Origin of the sequence: Pseudomonas sp. 43NM1 (genome assembly GCF_002836905.1) — a bacterium.
GTDB classification, from domain to species: Bacteria; Pseudomonadota; Gammaproteobacteria; order Pseudomonadales; family Pseudomonadaceae; genus Aquipseudomonas; species Aquipseudomonas prosekii.
Genome location: NZ_MKGS01000047.1, coordinates 11,932 through 28,651, shown reverse-complemented (window position 1 = coordinate 28,651; position 16,720 = coordinate 11,932). Strand labels below are relative to the sequence as shown.

Below are 16,720 nucleotides of genomic sequence, written 5' to 3'. Positions count from 1 at the left end.
CCAACAGTGCAGCGTTTGCGCAAGGCGCAATAAGCCAGAAAATAGCTTCCGCCCTGGACCGATAACCGGCCAGAGTGAAATGAACACACGGGGTGATGAGCAATGATGGCAGAAGGCTTTTATCGGCTGAAGGCGACTTTAGTCTGAAAGTGACCGATAGTTCTGAATCGCCAGCATGTTTCATAACGGCCGAAATCGTTCCGGGATGTGTGCGCCGACCGCGTAATCATTGGCCCAAACCGTTCCTATCAGGGTTTTCCCTATGTGCGAGGCCGTGTCTGGATATGGCATTTGCGCCTTGAACGAGCCCGCTTAATCCTGCACCATCCGCCCCAGCTTATTCAAAGGACGGAATTCAAGGCATGCTGGACGCGAACGCAACCCATATCTCCCTCACGCTGGAAGGTGTTTCCGCTGACCTGCAAGTGCTCAGTTTCGTCGGTCGCGAAGCCCTCAACCAACCGTTCTGTTTCGACATCGAACTGGTCAGCGCGCGCCCCGACCTGAAACTCGAAGAGCTGCTGCACAAGCCCGGCAGCCTGACCTTCGGCGTCACCGGCGAAGGCATCATCCACGGCCAGGTCTATCGCATCGAGCAAGGCGACTCCGGCAAAAAGCTCACCCGTTACAGCATCAGCCTGGTGCCGCAACTCGCCTATCTGCGACACAACCACGACCAGCAAATCTTCCAGCATCTGACGGTGCCGAAGATCATCGGCCAGGTCCTCGAAGCACGCGGCATCCTGTCCGACGCGTATAGCTTCCAGCTCGGCGCGATCTACCCGGAACGCGACTACTGCGTGCAGTACGACGAGTCCGACCTCGATTTCATCCAGCGCCTGTGCGAAGAAGAAGGCATTCACTTCCACTTCCAGCACTCGGCCAGCGGCCACAAACTGGTGTTCGGCGATGACCAGACGGTCTTCCGCAAACTCGCGCCCGTGAGCTACCAGCAAGACTCCGGCATGGCCGCCGAAAATCCGGTGATCAAACGCTTCAACCTGCGCCTGGAAACCCGCACCACGCGCGTCAGCCGTCGCGACTACGACTTCGAGAAACCGCGCATCCTCCCCGAAGGCTCGGCCAAGACCGAGTTCGAACCGGAACTCGAAGACTACGACTACCCCGGCCGCTTCACCGACCGCGAGCGCGGTAAGCAACTGGCGACCCGCGCCCTCGAGCGCCACCGCAGCGACTACAAACTCGCCGAAGGCAAAGGTGATCAACCGACCTTGGTCAGCGGCCATTTCCTGGCCCTGAGTGAACACCCGCGCGCCGAGTGGAACGACCTCTGGCTGCTGCTGGAAGTGGTCCACGAAGGCAAACAGCCGCAAGTGCTCGGCGAAAACGTCACCAGCGACGTCACCCACAACAAAGACGATTTCCATCAGGGCTACCGCAACCGCTTCCTCGCCACCCCATGGGACGCGCATTTCCGCCCTGCCCTCGAACACCCGAAACCGAAAATCCTTGGCAGCCAGACCGCCATCGTCACCGGCCCGGCGGGCGAAGAAATCCACACCGACCAGTACGGCCGGGTCAAAGTGCAATTCCACTGGGACCGCGACGGCCAGGCCAACGACACCACCTCGTGCTGGCTGCGCGTCGCCACCGGCTGGGCCGGCAATGCCTACGGCGGCATCGCCATCCCGCGCGTCGGCATGGAAGTGCTGGTGTCGTTCATGGAAGGCGACCCCGACCAGCCGCTGGTCACCGGTTGCCTGTACCACAAGGAAAACGTCGTCCCCTACGACCTCCCGGCGAACAAAACCCGCAGCACCTTCAAAACCCTCAGTTCCCCGGGCGGCAAGGGGTACAACGAGTTTCGCATCGAAGACAAGAAAGGCGCGGAACAGATCTACCTGCACGCCCAGCGCGACTGGGACGAAAACATCGAGCACGACCAGAAAATCCGCATCGGCAACGAGCGGCACGACACCGTCGAAGCGAATGTTTACAGCGAGTTCAAGGTTGAAGAACACCGCATAACGCACTTGGACCGCAAGAGCGAAATCCGCGCCGATGATCACCTGACCGTGGCCGTGACCCAGCATGTGAAGGTCGGAACGGCGCAGTTTGTCGAGGCCGGAACCGAGATTCACTACCACGCCGGGGAAAAGGTGGTGGTCGAGGGTGGCATGGAGCTGACGGCCAAGGCTGGCGGTAGCTTTGTGAAGGTGGATGCTGGGGGCGTGACGATCAGTGGCGCCACCGTCAAGGTCAACTCTGGTGGCGGACCGGGTTCAGGCACGCCTGCCGCGCCATTGCTGCCAGGACCGATGAAAGTCGCCGATGCGGATGTCGCCGGCAAGGCGCCGCTGCCGAGCCGCCTCAACGAGTCCGGGATCACGCCGTTGTGCGGCAAACAGAGCAACGGTGCTTGCACCCGTAAGGATTGCACATGCATGTAACCGCGATGAACACCCTGCTGGCCGCGCCTCGTTACGCCTTCGAGTCGTTGCCACGCGAACCGTCCAGCCAGGTGCTGTGTTTTATCATCGACCGCAATCGGCAACCGGAGGCGATGTCCCGGTTGTACCGCATCGGCGAACCGATGAACGCCCAGGCCTTGTTCACCACCACCGATTTCGCCGACATCGCCGACGAAGGCCCGGTCTGGCTGACCGCGCCCTGGGGCAGTCGCCTGGCGGCCGAAGCCACGCGGTTGTGCGAAGAAAACCACGCAGGCATTGCCCTGACGGCAGAAGATGCCGAAAAAGCCCTCGCCCATGCGCGCTGGTTATTGCGCGCCAATGACGGCTCTGGCGGTCAGAGTCTGTTGAGCTATCACAAACCGAGTCTGTGGGCCGCGCTGGCCTACACCGCGGGCGAAACCTCGGTGCAATTGTTCGGGCCTTGGCAAACGGTCTACAGCCCTGCGCCCAGCCACTTCGGCAAAGAACGCGGCGCGTGGTTGTCGTGGACAGCCAACTCGCCGCTGAAGTGGCTGGGGGACGGCGCGGCATTCAACCTTCCCGACAACGCCGCAACGATTCAAGCGCGACTGGGCTGGTTGTACTGGGTCGATGAGCAATATGCCGCATTCGGGGAACCGGCTGACGAGCGTATTAATGACATTGCCGCGAACCTGGACCTTTTGCTGCAGAGCAACATCTACGAAGGTGAACATTTACTCAAGCTCGCCTCCGTCGTCGACGGGCCTTTGCTTGAAACGCGGCCAGAAGCCGTAGCCATCCTGCAATCCAGGGAAGAGTCGTTCATCAAGGTTGAGAAGTTGATGCAGATCGCATCGGCCAATCCCCAATGAACCCGACGCAACAACAGAACGGAAGCACCATGGAAATCACCAATCACACCGTCGTTCTTGATGAAACCCTCAGCGAAATTGCCGTTCGCTACAAAACCAACCTTGCGCAACTACGCAAGATGAACCCTTTTATTCGCTACCCGGACGTGATCATGCCGGGTTGGAATCTGAGTGTCCCAAGCATCGACCAGACCTCCGCGGCAGCAACGCCCGCCGCAACGCCGCCGTCGCCATTGGCACCGCCGCCAAAGGCTGAAGGCGCGAGCGAGGCGGCGCCCAAGCCTATCGACCTGGGCCCGGCAAAAGTCTTCGAAACCGCGTGCGCACCAGGCTTCAAGGATCAACCCAAGCCCTGCGACAACACGTATGGCACAGCGATTTACGCAACCGACGAAGAAGAGTTCTGGTTGTTGCCTGAGCGCGCAGCCTCTTCCATGAAGGAGGCCATGCATACGCTGGAAAACCAGATTGCACCGAGCAAATCCCGCGATGAACGCCTCAAGGGTTTGGACAAAAGTGGCTTGTTGAGCTACTTCCTCGAGCCAAAACTGAGCAATTTCCTCGAGGGCGAACAGCGCCAGCGAATGGAAGAAATTGAAGCGCAGGAACCGAATATCGAAATGGACCCGGGGATGGTCCTTCGTAGTCGGCAAGAGGCGAAACGCGCTCAAGAGAAAGACGCGCCCAAAGCTGAGGCGCCGAAAGCCGATCCTCAACGCTCGCGCATGGATCAACTTCAGGCGGATATCGATGCGCAAAACCGCATTCGTAATGATTATGGCGATCTGCATAAGTTGCGAAGCGAGTGGTTAGCCCTGAAGAGGGTCGCTATCGCCGCAGCGCAAGCAAAAGGCTTCAGTTACGAAAACGGCACCGTGTTCGCTCCCGAGGCCATCGAAGCCCGCGCTCGGGTGCAGAATTATCTGGAAAAACGCAAAGCGCTGATCGAGGCGGATGGCATCAAGCCCGTGCCACGGGAAGAGATCGCCAAGCTGCTGGAAACAGACAAGAAAAAGCGCGATGAGCTGCAGACCTGCATGAGAACTTGCGAGGGTGACACCTACGCTTACATCGCCTGGAAGAATAGCGAAGCGCCTTCGTTTGCTTATCACGAATACACCGACGCCATCATCAAAGTGGCCGAGTACGGCATCGCCCTGCCCGAGTACGCGTTGATCAGCGGCGGTGACATCACTTCTGGTGTCGAGCAGTTCAAGTTGTACCTCGACACTGAAACTCGTCAGTCTGATATCAACAAACGGCTGCGTGAAAAGTACAAAAACTGGATTGAAGCGACCGGTCAGAATGCCCAAGCGCCCGCAGGGCTGGTCGAGGCTGAACGTCTCGAGTGGGATCGTCTGCAAGTCGTCAAACAGGGATTGCACGAAAAGGCCAAGCAAAAAGTTGCTGCAGACAAAATTCGACGCCACTTGCTGTGGGAGCCGGAACAATTCGAACCGCAACCGATTGACCGTCTCGTGAAAGATGGCTTCCCTTTGCGAGAAGTCAGTACCGTGGGCGCGAATGGCGCGCCATTAAAATGGTTCAGTCTGCTCAACATTAAAGAAGTGCCGAAGCTGGTCGCCGAAGACCTGAAAAAATCCGCCGACAAGCTTAAGGAAAGTCTCAAGAAAGTTGAAAACATTCCAAAGAATGGTGACGGTGGCGCAGCCAAGAACAGTGCACAAAAGACCTTCGCGCAATGGCTGGAAAGTCAGGGCGCACTAAGAATCGGTGATCAGGTTGGCGATTGGTTTGATGCCAACGGCTGGTTCAGCATCGAGAAGTTCTACAGTTTTCTCGGCAGTAAAGGTTACAAGGTCACTGAACTTGAAGACGCCGGAGCCCGCCAGGAATGGGGCGAGCACCTCAAGCAAGTGGTGTTCAAAAAGAGTGTTCGTGGCGAAGTCCGGCTTTTCGACAAAAGCCCACAGGCGCAATTTGTTCGCTGCCTGGCGCCGCCGCAGAAAAGATTGCACGGCGAAGTAAAAACCGAAGGCCCCTCCTACTCCGCAGCCGAAGGTTTCCAGGCATCCGCCAGCGCATCACTGAGCTTTGACCTGGCGCGCGGTGAAGTTGAACTGCTGAAGGTCGACATGCCAACGCGGGCCAACGCCAAGGACGTGACCGTGGATTACTACCTCGAAGGTAATCCTCAGGTGCAGGTCATGAACCTGGGTCGCATGTCCTTCCACTTCGGCGCCCGCGCCTGGGGCTACGCCGGCGCATCGCTGATGCTTGCCGGCAGCATCGAACTTGCGCCTATAACGGGCAACACCAAATACGGCGCGACACTCAGTGCCGTCAAACCGGCGCAACGTGAAGACGCCGCAGCGAAGGCCGAACGCAAAGACCATGAAGACAAAGTTGCCGCCAAAGTGACCGCTGGCGACACCAGCCCCACCCCGGACCTGCAATACCAATCCAAGGCAATGACCGCCGTCGACACTAAATCGAGCGGGCAAGTTATGTCGGGCCGAGCGGCCAACATCCAGATCGAAGATGGCATGAAAGCCAGCTTCAATCTGTTTGCCGGCGTACAAGCAGGCATCGAACTGACCGGCGCCCTGAACTGGGCCCCACCCAAAGAACTCGCCGCACTGCGCGCCGGGCCTTCCACTGGAATCAACAACAAGGAAGAAGCCACCAGCGCCAGCCAATGGCTAACGCTGGCCAACCTCAGCGGTTCCTTGGGCGCGGCCTACGGCGCAGGCCTGCAAGGCAACGCGGGTGTATCCCTCGACAAAGGTAAATTCATCCTCAACCTCAAAGCCACCGTCGTCCTCGGCCCGGGAGCAAGTGGCAGTTTCAAATTTGAAGTGGGTTATGAAGCGGTTGTAGAGCTGATTAATATTTATCGTCGGGAGTTGTACAAAGCGAAAGGCAAGGCGATTAGCTGGATTACGCCGGAGGCGGCTGAGCAGGCATCCAGCCTAAATGCACTTGGCGCAATCGGTCTAGATGTCACCATGGTCTACATGATGGGAGTGGATGCCATTATGAGTCTGTATGAAGCGATGATGAGTGGTGGCAAGGGGGGAGTGATTGCTGACACGATTGTGCGATATCAAAATCAAGAGGAGCTGAAAAGGTGGTTTGTGGAAGCCACCCCTGAAGCATTGGGCCCAATTCTCTTGACTCTTATTTCGAGGCCGGAGGAATTCTCCGTAACTACAGTTAGTGCCAGCGAAAGCTCATCTGAAGACGTAAAACAAGAATACAACAGAGATGAAGCGTTTTTGCTGCAACAGCAAGCAATCAGCAGAATAATCAACTGGATCGCGACAGAAAGCTCGAGTTCTGAAACTCTTCCCCTCGCCCAACAGCAGTTTGAAGACGCCTGCAAATCAATGAATAAGTTTGGTATCAAAGGTAATAATCCAGGCCAGGATTATTGTGAAAACAAACACAAATTAGATACTTTTATGTCTGAGGCAGTTCTCCGGATGACGAGAACGGATGGCGAAACGTTCAGAACAATGTATAAAACAAATGTTAGAAAACTGGGGCAGCGGATGGACGGACTGTGCAAGCTCGACCTGCATCAAAATAGTTACAACCCAGTAAGCTCCATGAAATATATCGGAACATGAGGAGCAAGGCATTGCGATACTTAAAATCTTCATCTACGCTTTTCTTTGTACTGTGCGTATTTTTTTGTTCCGCACGAGCGCAGGCCGAATTATCGCAAGATCAGCTCGCCGCCAAAACGCGAGGGATCGAACTTTATAATCAATACAAAGCGATTTCCGCGAAACCTAAACTTAAAATTGCAGCTGATGCGGGTGATCCAGAGGCGCAATACTATCTAGGTGAAGCTATTCGTACAAACGATAAATATATGACTGCTGAAGCAGTGAGCTCATACGAAGCAGCGGCTCTGCAAGGCGATATCTACTCAATGATCCGGCTCGCCGGAGAGAAAAATGATCTCTGCGTAGTAATGAAAAATTGCTCAAAGACTCGGAAAGAGCCTGGCGAGTGGGGAAAAATGGCGTCGGATACCGCTAGCGCCCGCGCTGCGGAAGGAAGCGCAGAGGCTATGTACTTAAAGTACCGAGTTACCGGCGATGATAAATGGTTAGAACAATCTGCGGAGAATGGTTATGTTTTTTCGCAGTATTTTTTAGGAATAATGTATCGCCAAGGGCATGGTCACTTTTTATTGCCATCTCGCAGAGCTGAGGCTATTGAAGGCTTAATGAAAGCGTCTGCAGAAGGCGGCTATCCTAAAGCAATGCTTGAATACGGCGCAATTCTGGCAGAGAAAAACGATTACCAAGGGTTTAGGTATTGGAATAAAAAAGCGGCAGAAGCAGGATATGCGGTAGCAGTATTTGGCTATGGCTCTTACTTAGGTGAAGAAAAATCAGAATTCGGTTTTACCTACGACCCAATCAACTCGTACGCGTTACTCTCTGTGCTACTAGAGTTAGATGGTGGTGGAGGGATGGTAGATTTAGTGAATTTTAAGCTGCCTGAACTCTCTGCAAAAATGACGGCCGAACAAATTGAACAATCGACAGAGCTCGCAAAAAAATGGGCAGATACTCACCCGCCGCTCTCTTTTTTCCCAGATAAGCTGTGAAGCCGTGAAATGAGAGCAAATTGGTTTATTACGTTTCTCACGGCATTATCGTTCTCAGCATTAGCGACAGAGCTTACGCCTGACCAACAGGCAGCAAAAACACAAGGCCTTGTATTTTATAATCAATTCAAAACAACGTTAGCTATTCCAAAGCTTAAAATTGCTGCCGACGCCGGCGATCAGGAAGCTCAATATTATCTCGGCGAAGCAATTGTTAGAAAATCGAAATATATGACTTCTGAGGCGAGCGCTGCGTACGAAGCGTCTGCATTACAAGGCAACATATATTCAATGGTCAGACTTTCTTGGAACAAAAACGACCTTTGCGTTGCTATGAATAATTGCCCAGCAGGGCAAAAAAATCCTGGTGAATGGCGCAAGATTGCATTAGAGGCAGCGGAACAAGAATCTTCTGACGGAAAAGCAGAAGCTATGTACTTGATGTTTCGACTCACCAGGGACGACAAGTGGTTGAAAAAGTCGGCCGATAGCGGGTATGCCTTTGCGCAGTATTACTTAGGAACAGGATATCGTGACGGAAAAGGCTTTTTCCTTCTGCCCTCTAGCCGGTCAGATCTCGTTGAGCAATTGATGAAGGCGTCTGCCGAAGGTGGATATCCGCCAGGAATGATGGCTTATGTAGAATTAATTGCCGCAAAAAAAGATTATGAAGCTGTTAGATTCTGGTATCAAAAAGCCGCTGAGTCTGGATATACAGAGGCTGTATTCGGGTATGGATCATATCTCGCAAAAAACCCGTCAGAAATCGGATTTCCCTATGACCCAGTCAAATCCTACGCAATCATCTCCACTCTACTGGAGTTAGATGGCGGTGGAGGCGTAAAGGAATTCGCTAAGGATTTGCTAGCAGAAATAGCACCTAAGCTCACATCTGAGCAAATAGCTCAAGCTACACAAATGTCTGTGGAGTGGAAAAAAACACACCCACCGCTTTCATACTTCCCAGACAAACTATGAAACTGCAATCATTGAGAGCGGTTTGTTACGCCCTTTTACTTTCGGCAGGCCTATCTTTCCAAGCTAGCGCACAAATGTCCGACGAGCAGCAGTCTGCGAAGGTCCGGGGTTTGGAACTCTATAATCAGTTCAAAGCCGTATCCGCGCTGCCAGATCTGAAACATGCTGCCGAAGGTGGAGATGCAGAGGCGCAGTACTATCTGGGTGAAGCTATTCGTACAAACAATAAATATATGACTGCTGAAGCAGTGAGCTCATATGAATCAGCGGCTCTGCAAGGCGATATCTACTCAATGATCCGGCTCGCAGGAGAGAAAAATGATCTCTGCGTAGCGATGAAAAATTGTTCAAAGACTCGGAAAGAGCCCGGCGCATGGGGGAAGATGGCTTTGGATGCCGCTAGCGCCCGATCTGCGGAAGGAAGCGCAGAGGCTATGTACTTAAAGTACCGAGTTACCGGCGATGATAAATGGTTAGAAAAATCTGCGGAGAATGGTTATGTTTTTTCGCAGTATTTTTTAGGAATAATGTATCGCCAAGGGCATGGTCACTTTTTATTGCCATCTCGCAGAGCTGAGGCTATCGAGGCCTTGATGAAAGCATCTGCGGAAGGCGGCTATCCTAAAGCAATGCTTGAATACGGCGCAATTCTGGCAGAGAAAAACGATTACCAAGGGTTTAGGTATTGGAGTAAAAAAGCGGCAGAAGCCGGATACGCGATAGCGGTATTTGGCTATGGTTACTACTTGAGTCAGGAAACCTCAGAGTTCGGTTTCACTTATGATCCCGTCAACTCCTACGCCTTACTGAGCCTGCTCCGAGAGTTAGACGGCGGTGGCGGAATGTTGGACCGGGTGAATTCCAAGCTACCTGAACTCTCTGCAAAAATGACGGCCGAACAAATTGAACAAGCGACAGAGCTTGCAAAAGAATGGGCAGATACTCACCCGCCGCTCTCTTTTTTTCCAGATAAGCTGTGAGGCCGTGAAATGAGAGCAAATTGGTTTATTACGGTTCTCACAGCATTATCGTTCTCAGCATTAGCGACAGAGCTTACGCCTGACCAGCAGGCAGCAAAAGCACAAGGGCTCGTATTTTATAATCAATTCAAAACAACGTTAGCTATTCCAAAGCTTAAAATTGCTGCCGACGCCGGCGATCAGGAAGCTCAATATTTCTCGGCGAAGCAATTGTTAGAAAATCGAAACATATAACTTCTGAGGCACAAGGGGCATACGAAGCCTCCGCCCTCGATGGCAATATATATTCAATGATCCGGCTTGCTGCGAGTAGCGACGATCTCTGCGTCACTATGAAAAATTGCCCCGCAGCACAAAAAACACCTGCCGAGTGGAAACAAATCGCCCTGGAGAAAGCCCATGCAGCAGCGTCGAAGGGCGATGCAGAGGCGATGTATCTTATGTTTCGTTTAAGTGGTGACGACAAGTGGCTTGAACGATCTGCCGAGGCAGGATACGCATTGGCGCAGTATCGCCTGGCAACTGCCTACCGCAGTGGTAAAGGTTTTTTTCTGCCTCCTTCAAAAAGAGCAGAAGCTGTTGAGCGCCTAATGAAAGCGTCTTCCGAAGGTGGATATCCCTTGGGCATGATGGGATATGTAGAAGTTCTAGCTAGTAACAAACAATTCGATTTACTCAGGTTCTGGAACCAGAAAGCTGCCGAGTCTGGATATGCTAGTGCGGTGTTTGGATACGGCTCTTATTTATCTAAAGTACCTTCCGAGTTTGCGTTCCCCTACGACCCGGTAAAGTCATACGCTTTAATTTTCAGCCTCCTAGAACTCGACGGCGGCGGAGGCATGCATGATTATGCGAGTGATAAATTGCCCGAAATATCTGAAAAATTGACTCCTGAACAGATCGAACAAGCGAAGCAGATATCAAAAGAATGGAAAGCCACACACCCGCCACTTTCATATTTTCCAGACAAACTATGAAGCTGCAATCATTGAGAGTAGTTTGTTACGCCCTTCTACTTTCGGCAGGTATCTCTTTCCAAGCCCGCGCCCAAATTTCCAATGAGCAGCACTCTGCGAAGGACCGGGGTATACAGCTTTACAACCAATTTAAAGCCGGATCCGCTCTTCCTCATCTGAAACAAGCTGCCGAAGACGGGGATGCAGAGGCGCAGTACTATCTCGGCGAAGCGATCAGAAAAAACAAAAAATATATAGATAACGACGCCAAAACAGCCTACGAGAACTCCGCAAAGCAAGGCGATATTTACTCAATGATCAGACTTGGTCGAATGGACAAAGATCTGTGTATGAATATGGGTAACTGTTCAAAGAGCAAAAAGACGGCTAAAGAATGGCTTGAACAGGCTGAGTACCTCGCAATAAAGCAAGCGGGACAAGGTAAAGCCGAATCTATGTATTTACTGTACGAGATTACGGGTAAAAACCAATGGCTTGTACAATCTGCGGAGAATGGATACCCACTGTCGCAATACTTGTTGGCCACTGAATACCTGGAAGGTGGCGGATTTTTTGTACTACCCTCCAGCAGAGCGGAAGCAGTTGAACATTGGATGAAGGCTTCTGCGCAAAACGGCTACCCAAGGGCAATGAGTGGAATGGCCGCGATTCTCGTAGAGAGAAAAGATGCTGCAAATGCCAGAGTTTGGGTAGAACGTGCTGCTGCTACAGGATACGTGGAGGCCCTCTTTAATTATGGATATTATCTAGCTGGCAAAAATGGCGAGTTTGGGTTTTCCGCAGACTACGTAACATCATATGCGTTGTTATCGCTGTTTCTGGAGTTAGACGGGGGCGGCGGAGCCAAGGAAGATGCCGAATACGTGATATCCAAGATCAAAAAAGAATTGGACCAATCTCAATTAAACGAAGCGCAAAAATTGGCAGCGAACTGGAAAAACACACATCCTCCCCTTTCCTTCTTCCCATTCAAGCTGAGCCGCTGAACGCGCATGCTAAAAAATCTTGTTTTCGTGGTTATATGCCTACTACCGAGAAACTCTTGACAGAGTGTAAAGCAAGTCGCCGCCCGCTTTCTTTCTTCCCAGACAAACTATGAAGTAACGTTATTTGTTGATCAATTACAGAACGAATTTCGAAATCGATGCGATTGAATGGCAGTTCATGGACGCGGCCCAGTACGAGCAAGGCATGAAGCTGTTCCTGGGTCAGTGTCCCACCTCTGCCAGTTTGCAAGCGCAGAACTCAGAGCCTGCCCAACACGGGGCAGGCTTGTTTGCTCAGACTTCAGACCGGCGCCTTCCACCCCAACATCCGCTGCTGCGCCACTTGCAACAAGTCGCAGCCGTCCTGCGTGAGCAGATAGAGCGCGTGGGTTATGTGGGGAATGTCTTGGACGTCTGCGTCTTTGAAGCTCATGCAGTGAAGCGTTTCCAGCAAATTGGCGGATGCACGATTGCGCTGTAGCGCGGCTTCGATCAGGTCATGGGGATCGGCCTGGGTGTCGATGACCATGGGGCTTGAGTCGGTAGCGCTGCTTTTGATTGCGCGATAGCGATCTGGAAAAGGGTTAGGCGTTCGCATAGTGATGTCACTCGATGATTGGTTTGGGAAACCGCTGACACCGTGACCAAACGATGGGAGGCGGCTGTGTACAGGCTTGGTCAACCGACACCATCAAATCGGTTCGCCCGGAGGCGTCCAGCACACAGCCGCCATTGCAACGCACTACGAAGACTAAGAAGTCCGCGCCGCGAATGATGGCACAAATCTGTGCGATGGCATCAGGTGACCAAACCTGTTCGCTGATTTTGCAGCGAGGCCAAACAATAATCCTTCCATCCCAGCCACCGAAAGCGGACAAGGCGTCGTGCCTTGTAGGAACACTCCTCAACTCGCGCAGTTTCTTTGCCCAGATGAAACCCCTGTCAGAATTCCCCTCACGACCGGTGGCATACGCTCGGTTTAACCATCGCTTAACGCTGCGGTCCAAACCTTTACTGGACCGCACGCCCTCAGACCCGTCTGACGCCCAGTGCGGCAGGTTCGGCGCCTCCTGCGCCGAGCAGACTTTCAGCCTGCACCGGAGACTTTCCATGAACGCGCGCACTTTACTGCTCACTACCGCCCTCGCCTGCACCGCATTCGCCGGGCTGGCTCAAGCCAACGACACTTCAGCCACTCAAGCCGTGCCCTACCAGTACGGTTTGCCGCTGCACGTCGGCAAGGTGATTGCCTTGAATGAGCCGGCGACGCTGGACTGCAAAGTGGTGACTGCTGACATGAAATACATCGATAGCGTCTCGGGCAAGCCTGCTCAAATCAGTTATCGGAAATTGTCTGACGCGTGCAGTTATCAAAACTGACAGATGTTTCTGATTTGGTTTTTTGCGGTTTCAAGACGAGGGCAGCGGCGCTATGCTCTGGGCGCCTCCCTCACTGCCGCAAGGATTCGCCATGCAGTTATCGTTTCGCACGTTATCGACGTTCACCGCCGTGCTGTGTTTCGCACTGGCGCTGATTTGGGGCTTAATGCCGGACCGGCTGCTGGCGATTTGGGATGTCGAATATTCGTCAGCGGCGGGATTGGTGGCGCGACGCGGGGCGGTATTGTTCGCGGCTCTGGGAGTGATCTTTTATCTGGTTCGCAACGAAGCGCCGTCAGTTTCCCGAAATGCCTTGAGCAACGGTTTCATCGTCGGATGCTGGGGCTTGGCAATATTAGGTTTCGGCGAATGGCTGAATGGCCATGCCGGCCCAGGAATCTTGCTGGCAGTTGTGGTTGAGCTGACGCTGGGTCTGGGGTTTGTCCAGACCCGGCGCGTCTCGGTAGAACTTGAAACGAGTGCTTAAATCGCTTTGCGATCCAGATGCAGCGGTCGAAATTCGGCCCTGTGCTGGATATCCGAGCGGAGCTCGGCGATCAAGTCATTGATTTCTCGGCAGCCGGTCAAACGCTTGGCGTTAATACCCGTTACCAGAAGGTCAACGTGATCGGTTTGGTTATCGGCATACACTTTTACAGTCATGGTCAAATCAGGGGATAAGCTGCACTGACAGCGCTTCGGCAGGAAGCTGCTCTCAATGATATTGCGTAGTTCCAGGGCAGATAAAAACATGGCGACCCTCTCCTTAATGTGAGACTGCCAATCAACATAATTATCGGTCGGTGTTGGAATAACCCGTTGCTCATCCGTGCGGGTTGACGCATTCCATTTTCTGACCGCTCTCTTTCTTCCGACGCTGACTCTTCAAATCGCCGGTCAGCTTAAGAACATCTACAGCATAAAACATGCCCAAACTTTTGCTTCGCCCCTCGTCGGCAAATCAACGGTTTAGCCAGCAGGCCAGCAATTCAATGTCATGCAATTTGCAATAAACACCCTCAGGAGCACTGCAATTTGCAAACATGGAGGCGGGTTGCATTAGCGATGAACGGCGGTAAGAATGCGACCCTAGGTTTCCGCTAACCGTAGTCAATCGCAAGGAGGCAACATGGGTTCTTCGACTATTAATACGACAATCGGCCTGATAATCGCCGGGCTATCCTCCACCGCGCACGCCGCGAAACTCGAAGAGACAGCACCCTTCCCCAAACCTGAGAGCGGCTACACCCGCCAAGTCATCCACTTGGCGCCACAAACCCAGGAAGACGCGTTTCAAGTCGAAATTCTGGCCGGCAAGACGCTGACCGTCGACTGCAACCGCCAGCGTCTGGGCGGAATTCTCGAGGAAAAGAATCTGGAAGGTTGGGGTTATCCGTTTTATCGACTGGATAAAGTTATCGGGCCGATGAGCACGATGATGGCCTGCCCTGATGGCAAATCCCGAAAAGACTTTGTGCCGGTGGTCGGCGATGGCTTCCTGCTGCGCTATAACAGTAAGTTGCCGATCGTTCTTTATGTCCCCAAGGATGTCGAGGTTCGTTATCGGATATGGTCGGCGTCGAGCAAAGTCGAAAAGGCTGTGCAGGAATAGCCCAGCGCCAGGACCTGTACGCCCAATGCGATTCCGAGGAGCTGCCATTTGATTACCTGCCACGTCAGATATGTGATCGATCCTTACCAACTCAGTGAATTCGAAGAATACGCCGAAGCCTGGCTCGGTATCGTCGAGCGACTGGGCGGCACTCACCATGGCTACTTCCTGCCGTCCGAAGGCGCCAGCAACATTGCGTACTGCCTGTTCAGTTTCCCTTCGCTGGCCGACTACGAAAGTTACCGCCACATCGCCATGACTGACGCGCAAAGCACGGCGCTGGTCGCGTCGCTACTCGAGAAAAAATTCATCGTCAGCTACGAACGGACGTTCCTGCGCCCGATGCTGCCGCAGATACCACAGAGCTAGCCGGGTGACCGCTACTGCTCATCTTCTCCAAGGAAGGAAACCATGAAGACTGTCGCCCTCCCCCTGATTGCCCTGATCGCGTTCGCGGCCTACACCGTATCAGTCATGCTCCGAGCGGAGCAGTCACTGATCGACTTCGGTATTAGCCTGATGTCGCGGCCAGATACCGCACAAGTGGTGATTGACCTTTACCTGCTAGCCACGATGGCCGGTATCTGGATGTACCACGATGCCCGCAAGCGAGGGCAGTCCGCACTGTCGGTGATCCCCTATCTGTTGATCACCGCTGTCTTCGTCTCGATCGGGCCGCTGCTGTATCTGGTGGTGCGAGGTCTGAAAGATCGGCGCAGGACGGTGCCTGCGCCAACCTCGTGAGACCCTTTCACCCAGCAGCTATTTCAGGCCGACTTTGTACAAGGTCCCGTCTTTTTCGTCTGTCAGTACATAGATGTAGCCGTCCGGACCTTGGCGCACATCGCGAATGCGTTCCTTGAGTTCGCCCATTAGCCGCTCCTCATGCACGACCTTGTCGCCATCAAACTGCAACCGGATCAGTTCCTGACTGACCAGCGCGCCGATGAACACGTTGTGCTGCCAAGGTTTGAAGCGGTCGGCATCGTAGAACGCCATACCGCTGATGCCGGGCGAAACTTCCCACACATGGTGGGGCTGCACAGTGCCCTCGGCAGTCTTGCCCGAGGCTTCCGGGATCGGTTGGCCGGAATAGTTGATGCCGTGAGTGGCGGTCGGCCAGCCGTAATTCTTGCCGCGCTCGACGACGTTGATTTCATCACCGCCCTTGGGCCCGTGCTCGTTCTCCCAGAGCGTGCCGCTCCACGGATTGAGCGCTGCGCCCTGCGGGTTGCGATGGCCGTAGGACCAGATCTCCGGGCGCACGCCGGACTGACCGACAAACGGATTGTCATCCGGCACTTTGCCGTCCGGGTAAATCCGCACGACTTTGCCCTGGAGTTTGTCGAGATCCTGCGCGGTTGGCCGGTCGTTGTTTTCACCCAGCGCAATGAACAGATACCCGTCGCGGTCAAACACCAGCCGCGAGCCGAAGTGATTGCCGACCGAAAGCTTCGGCTCCTGGCGGAAAATCACTTTGAAATCCTTGAGCGTTTTCATGTCTTCCGACAAGCGCCCGCGGCCAACTGCCGTGCCAGCCTTGTCACCCGCGCCACCCCCTTCGGCGTAGGACAGATAAACCATGCGGTCCTGTTTGAAGTCCGGCGACAACACCACATCAAGCAAACCACCCTGCCCTTTGGCCCACACGGTCGGAACGCCGCTGATCGGCGCCGAGCGTTTGCCATCGGCGGTAACCACTCGCAGATTGCCGGGCCGCTCGGTCACCAGCATGCCTTGGCGATCGGGCAAAAATGCCAAGGCCCACGGATGTTCCAGGCCTTTGGTGATTGCCGTGACTTCAAGCGTGCCCTGCTCGCTTTTGAGTTCCTGAGTGGACGCCGCGAAAACAGGCGCTGCGGCGGTGATCAGTGCGCTGGCGCAGAAGGTGGCCAGAAGGGTTTTACGCAACATTCACGATTCCTTTTGTCGTTCGAATGGCTGACAGGAC

17 protein-coding genes are annotated in these 16,720 nt (G+C 53.8%); 14 read left to right on the top strand and 3 right to left on the bottom strand.

Annotated elements, in window-relative coordinates:
- Nucleotides 1–362 precede the first annotated feature (362 nt).
- From BI292_RS06470 to BI292_RS06435, 9 genes are all read left to right on the top strand, one after another.
- Entirely contained in the window at nt 363–2,411 is a 2,049-nt protein-coding gene (locus BI292_RS06470; protein ID WP_101207361.1) for a type VI secretion system tip protein VgrG, read from the top strand.
- Nucleotides 2,402–3,268: a DUF4123 domain-containing protein gene (locus BI292_RS06465; RefSeq protein ID WP_101207360.1), complete on the top strand. Its 867-nt coding sequence runs from the start codon at nt 2,402–2,404 to the stop codon at nt 3,266–3,268. The genes BI292_RS06470 and BI292_RS06465 overlap by 10 nt, the downstream gene beginning before the upstream one ends.
- Before the next feature lie 29 nt (nt 3,269–3,297).
- Nucleotides 3,298–6,861, top strand: a complete 3,564-nt coding sequence (locus BI292_RS06460) for a LysM domain-containing protein (protein WP_101207359.1) — start codon at nt 3,298–3,300, stop codon at nt 6,859–6,861.
- Between the two features lie 11 nt (nt 6,862–6,872).
- The gene (locus BI292_RS06455; protein ID WP_256592624.1) at nt 6,873–7,856 is read left to right on the top strand and encodes a tetratricopeptide repeat protein; all 984 of its coding nucleotides are present in this window, start codon (nt 6,873–6,875) and stop codon (nt 7,854–7,856) included.
- Between the two features lie 9 nt (nt 7,857–7,865).
- On the top strand, nt 7,866–8,834 hold the full coding sequence (locus BI292_RS06450) for a tetratricopeptide repeat protein (protein WP_101207358.1): 969 nt from the start codon (nt 7,866–7,868) through the stop codon (nt 8,832–8,834).
- 110 nt (nt 8,835–8,944) lie between these two features.
- Entirely contained in the window at nt 8,945–9,814 is an 870-nt protein-coding gene (locus BI292_RS06445) for a tetratricopeptide repeat protein (protein WP_256592623.1), read from the top strand.
- 9 nt (nt 9,815–9,823) lie between these two features.
- Entirely contained in the window at nt 9,824–10,048 is a 225-nt protein-coding gene (locus tag BI292_RS29105; protein ID WP_256592622.1) for a hypothetical protein, read from the top strand.
- A 98-nt stretch (nt 10,049–10,146) separates the two neighbouring features.
- Nucleotides 10,147–10,791 carry a tetratricopeptide repeat protein gene (locus tag BI292_RS06440; protein ID WP_256592621.1) on the top strand — a complete coding sequence of 215 codons (645 nt, stop codon included), beginning with the start codon at nt 10,147–10,149 and terminating at the stop codon, nt 10,789–10,791.
- A complete protein-coding gene (locus BI292_RS06435; protein ID WP_101207356.1) occupies nt 10,788–11,777 on the top strand; it encodes a tetratricopeptide repeat protein in 990 nt (329 codons plus the stop codon). The genes BI292_RS06440 and BI292_RS06435 overlap by 4 nt, the downstream gene beginning before the upstream one ends.
- A 301-nt stretch (nt 11,778–12,078) precedes the next feature.
- Here BI292_RS06435 and BI292_RS06430 read toward each other — a convergent pair whose 3' ends face one another.
- Complete coding sequence (locus BI292_RS06430) at nt 12,079–12,375, bottom strand: hypothetical protein (protein ID WP_101207355.1); 297 nt, start codon at nt 12,373–12,375, stop codon at nt 12,079–12,081.
- A gap of 512 nt (nt 12,376–12,887) precedes the next feature.
- Here BI292_RS06430 and BI292_RS06420 point away from each other — a divergent pair.
- Nucleotides 12,888–13,157: a DUF2790 domain-containing protein gene (locus BI292_RS06420; protein ID WP_101207353.1), complete on the top strand. Its 270-nt coding sequence runs from the start codon at nt 12,888–12,890 to the stop codon at nt 13,155–13,157.
- A gap of 91 nt (nt 13,158–13,248) precedes the next feature.
- Nucleotides 13,249–13,644: a hypothetical protein gene (locus BI292_RS06415; RefSeq protein WP_101207352.1), complete on the top strand. Its 396-nt coding sequence runs from the start codon at nt 13,249–13,251 to the stop codon at nt 13,642–13,644.
- Here the strand turns inward: BI292_RS06415 and BI292_RS06410 are convergent.
- Nucleotides 13,641–13,910: a DUF1652 domain-containing protein gene (locus BI292_RS06410; RefSeq protein ID WP_101207351.1), complete on the bottom strand. Its 270-nt coding sequence runs from the start codon at nt 13,908–13,910 to the stop codon at nt 13,641–13,643. The genes BI292_RS06415 and BI292_RS06410 overlap by 4 nt on opposite strands.
- A gap of 376 nt (nt 13,911–14,286) precedes the next feature.
- Between BI292_RS06410 and eco the strand changes: the two genes are divergently transcribed.
- From eco to BI292_RS06395, 3 genes are read left to right on the top strand one after another with little or no spacing between them, the layout of a single operon-like run.
- Nucleotides 14,287–14,769 carry a serine protease inhibitor ecotin gene (eco, locus tag BI292_RS06405; protein WP_101207350.1) on the top strand — a complete coding sequence of 161 codons (483 nt, stop codon included), beginning with the start codon at nt 14,287–14,289 and terminating at the stop codon, nt 14,767–14,769.
- Nucleotides 14,770–14,817: 48 nt separating this feature from the next.
- Nucleotides 14,818–15,138 (top strand): NIPSNAP family protein, encoded by a 321-nt coding sequence (locus BI292_RS06400; RefSeq protein WP_101207349.1) that lies wholly within the window; start codon nt 14,818–14,820, stop codon nt 15,136–15,138.
- A 42-nt stretch (nt 15,139–15,180) separates the two neighbouring features.
- Entirely contained in the window at nt 15,181–15,513 is a 333-nt protein-coding gene (locus BI292_RS06395; protein ID WP_101207348.1) for a DUF2834 domain-containing protein, read from the top strand.
- Between the two features lie 18 nt (nt 15,514–15,531).
- Here BI292_RS06395 and BI292_RS06390 read toward each other — a convergent pair whose 3' ends face one another.
- Nucleotides 15,532–16,683, bottom strand: coding sequence for a PQQ-dependent sugar dehydrogenase (locus BI292_RS06390; RefSeq protein WP_101207347.1), 1,152 nt, complete (start codon nt 16,681–16,683; stop codon nt 15,532–15,534).
- Nucleotides 16,684–16,720 lie beyond the last annotated feature (37 nt).

What these genes read in the sequence shown, in the direction of transcription:
- BI292_RS06410 (WP_101207351.1), bottom strand. Translation starts at nt 13,910, where the DNA reads ATGTTTTTATCTGCCCTGGAACTACGCAATATCATTGAGAGCAGCTTC.
- eco (WP_101207350.1), top strand. Translation starts at nt 14,287, where the DNA reads ATGGGTTCTTCGACTATTAATACGACAATCGGCCTGATAATCGCCGGG.
- BI292_RS06430 (WP_101207355.1), bottom strand. Translation starts at nt 12,375, where the DNA reads ATGCGAACGCCTAACCCTTTTCCAGATCGCTATCGCGCAATCAAAAGC.
- BI292_RS06450 (WP_101207358.1), top strand. Translation starts at nt 7,866, where the DNA reads ATGAGAGCAAATTGGTTTATTACGTTTCTCACGGCATTATCGTTCTCA.
- BI292_RS06465 (WP_101207360.1), top strand. Translation starts at nt 2,402, where the DNA reads ATGCATGTAACCGCGATGAACACCCTGCTGGCCGCGCCTCGTTACGCC.
- BI292_RS06440 (WP_256592621.1), top strand. Translation starts at nt 10,147, where the DNA reads ATGAAAAATTGCCCCGCAGCACAAAAAACACCTGCCGAGTGGAAACAA.
- BI292_RS06390 (WP_101207347.1), bottom strand. Translation starts at nt 16,683, where the DNA reads ATGTTGCGTAAAACCCTTCTGGCCACCTTCTGCGCCAGCGCACTGATC.
- BI292_RS06420 (WP_101207353.1), top strand. Translation starts at nt 12,888, where the DNA reads ATGAACGCGCGCACTTTACTGCTCACTACCGCCCTCGCCTGCACCGCA.
- BI292_RS06395 (WP_101207348.1), top strand. Translation starts at nt 15,181, where the DNA reads ATGAAGACTGTCGCCCTCCCCCTGATTGCCCTGATCGCGTTCGCGGCC.
- BI292_RS06470 (WP_101207361.1), top strand. Translation starts at nt 363, where the DNA reads ATGCTGGACGCGAACGCAACCCATATCTCCCTCACGCTGGAAGGTGTT.
- BI292_RS29105 (WP_256592622.1), top strand. Translation starts at nt 9,824, where the DNA reads ATGAGAGCAAATTGGTTTATTACGGTTCTCACAGCATTATCGTTCTCA.
- BI292_RS06415 (WP_101207352.1), top strand. Translation starts at nt 13,249, where the DNA reads ATGCAGTTATCGTTTCGCACGTTATCGACGTTCACCGCCGTGCTGTGT.
- BI292_RS06435 (WP_101207356.1), top strand. Translation starts at nt 10,788, where the DNA reads ATGAAGCTGCAATCATTGAGAGTAGTTTGTTACGCCCTTCTACTTTCG.
- BI292_RS06460 (WP_101207359.1), top strand. Translation starts at nt 3,298, where the DNA reads ATGGAAATCACCAATCACACCGTCGTTCTTGATGAAACCCTCAGCGAA.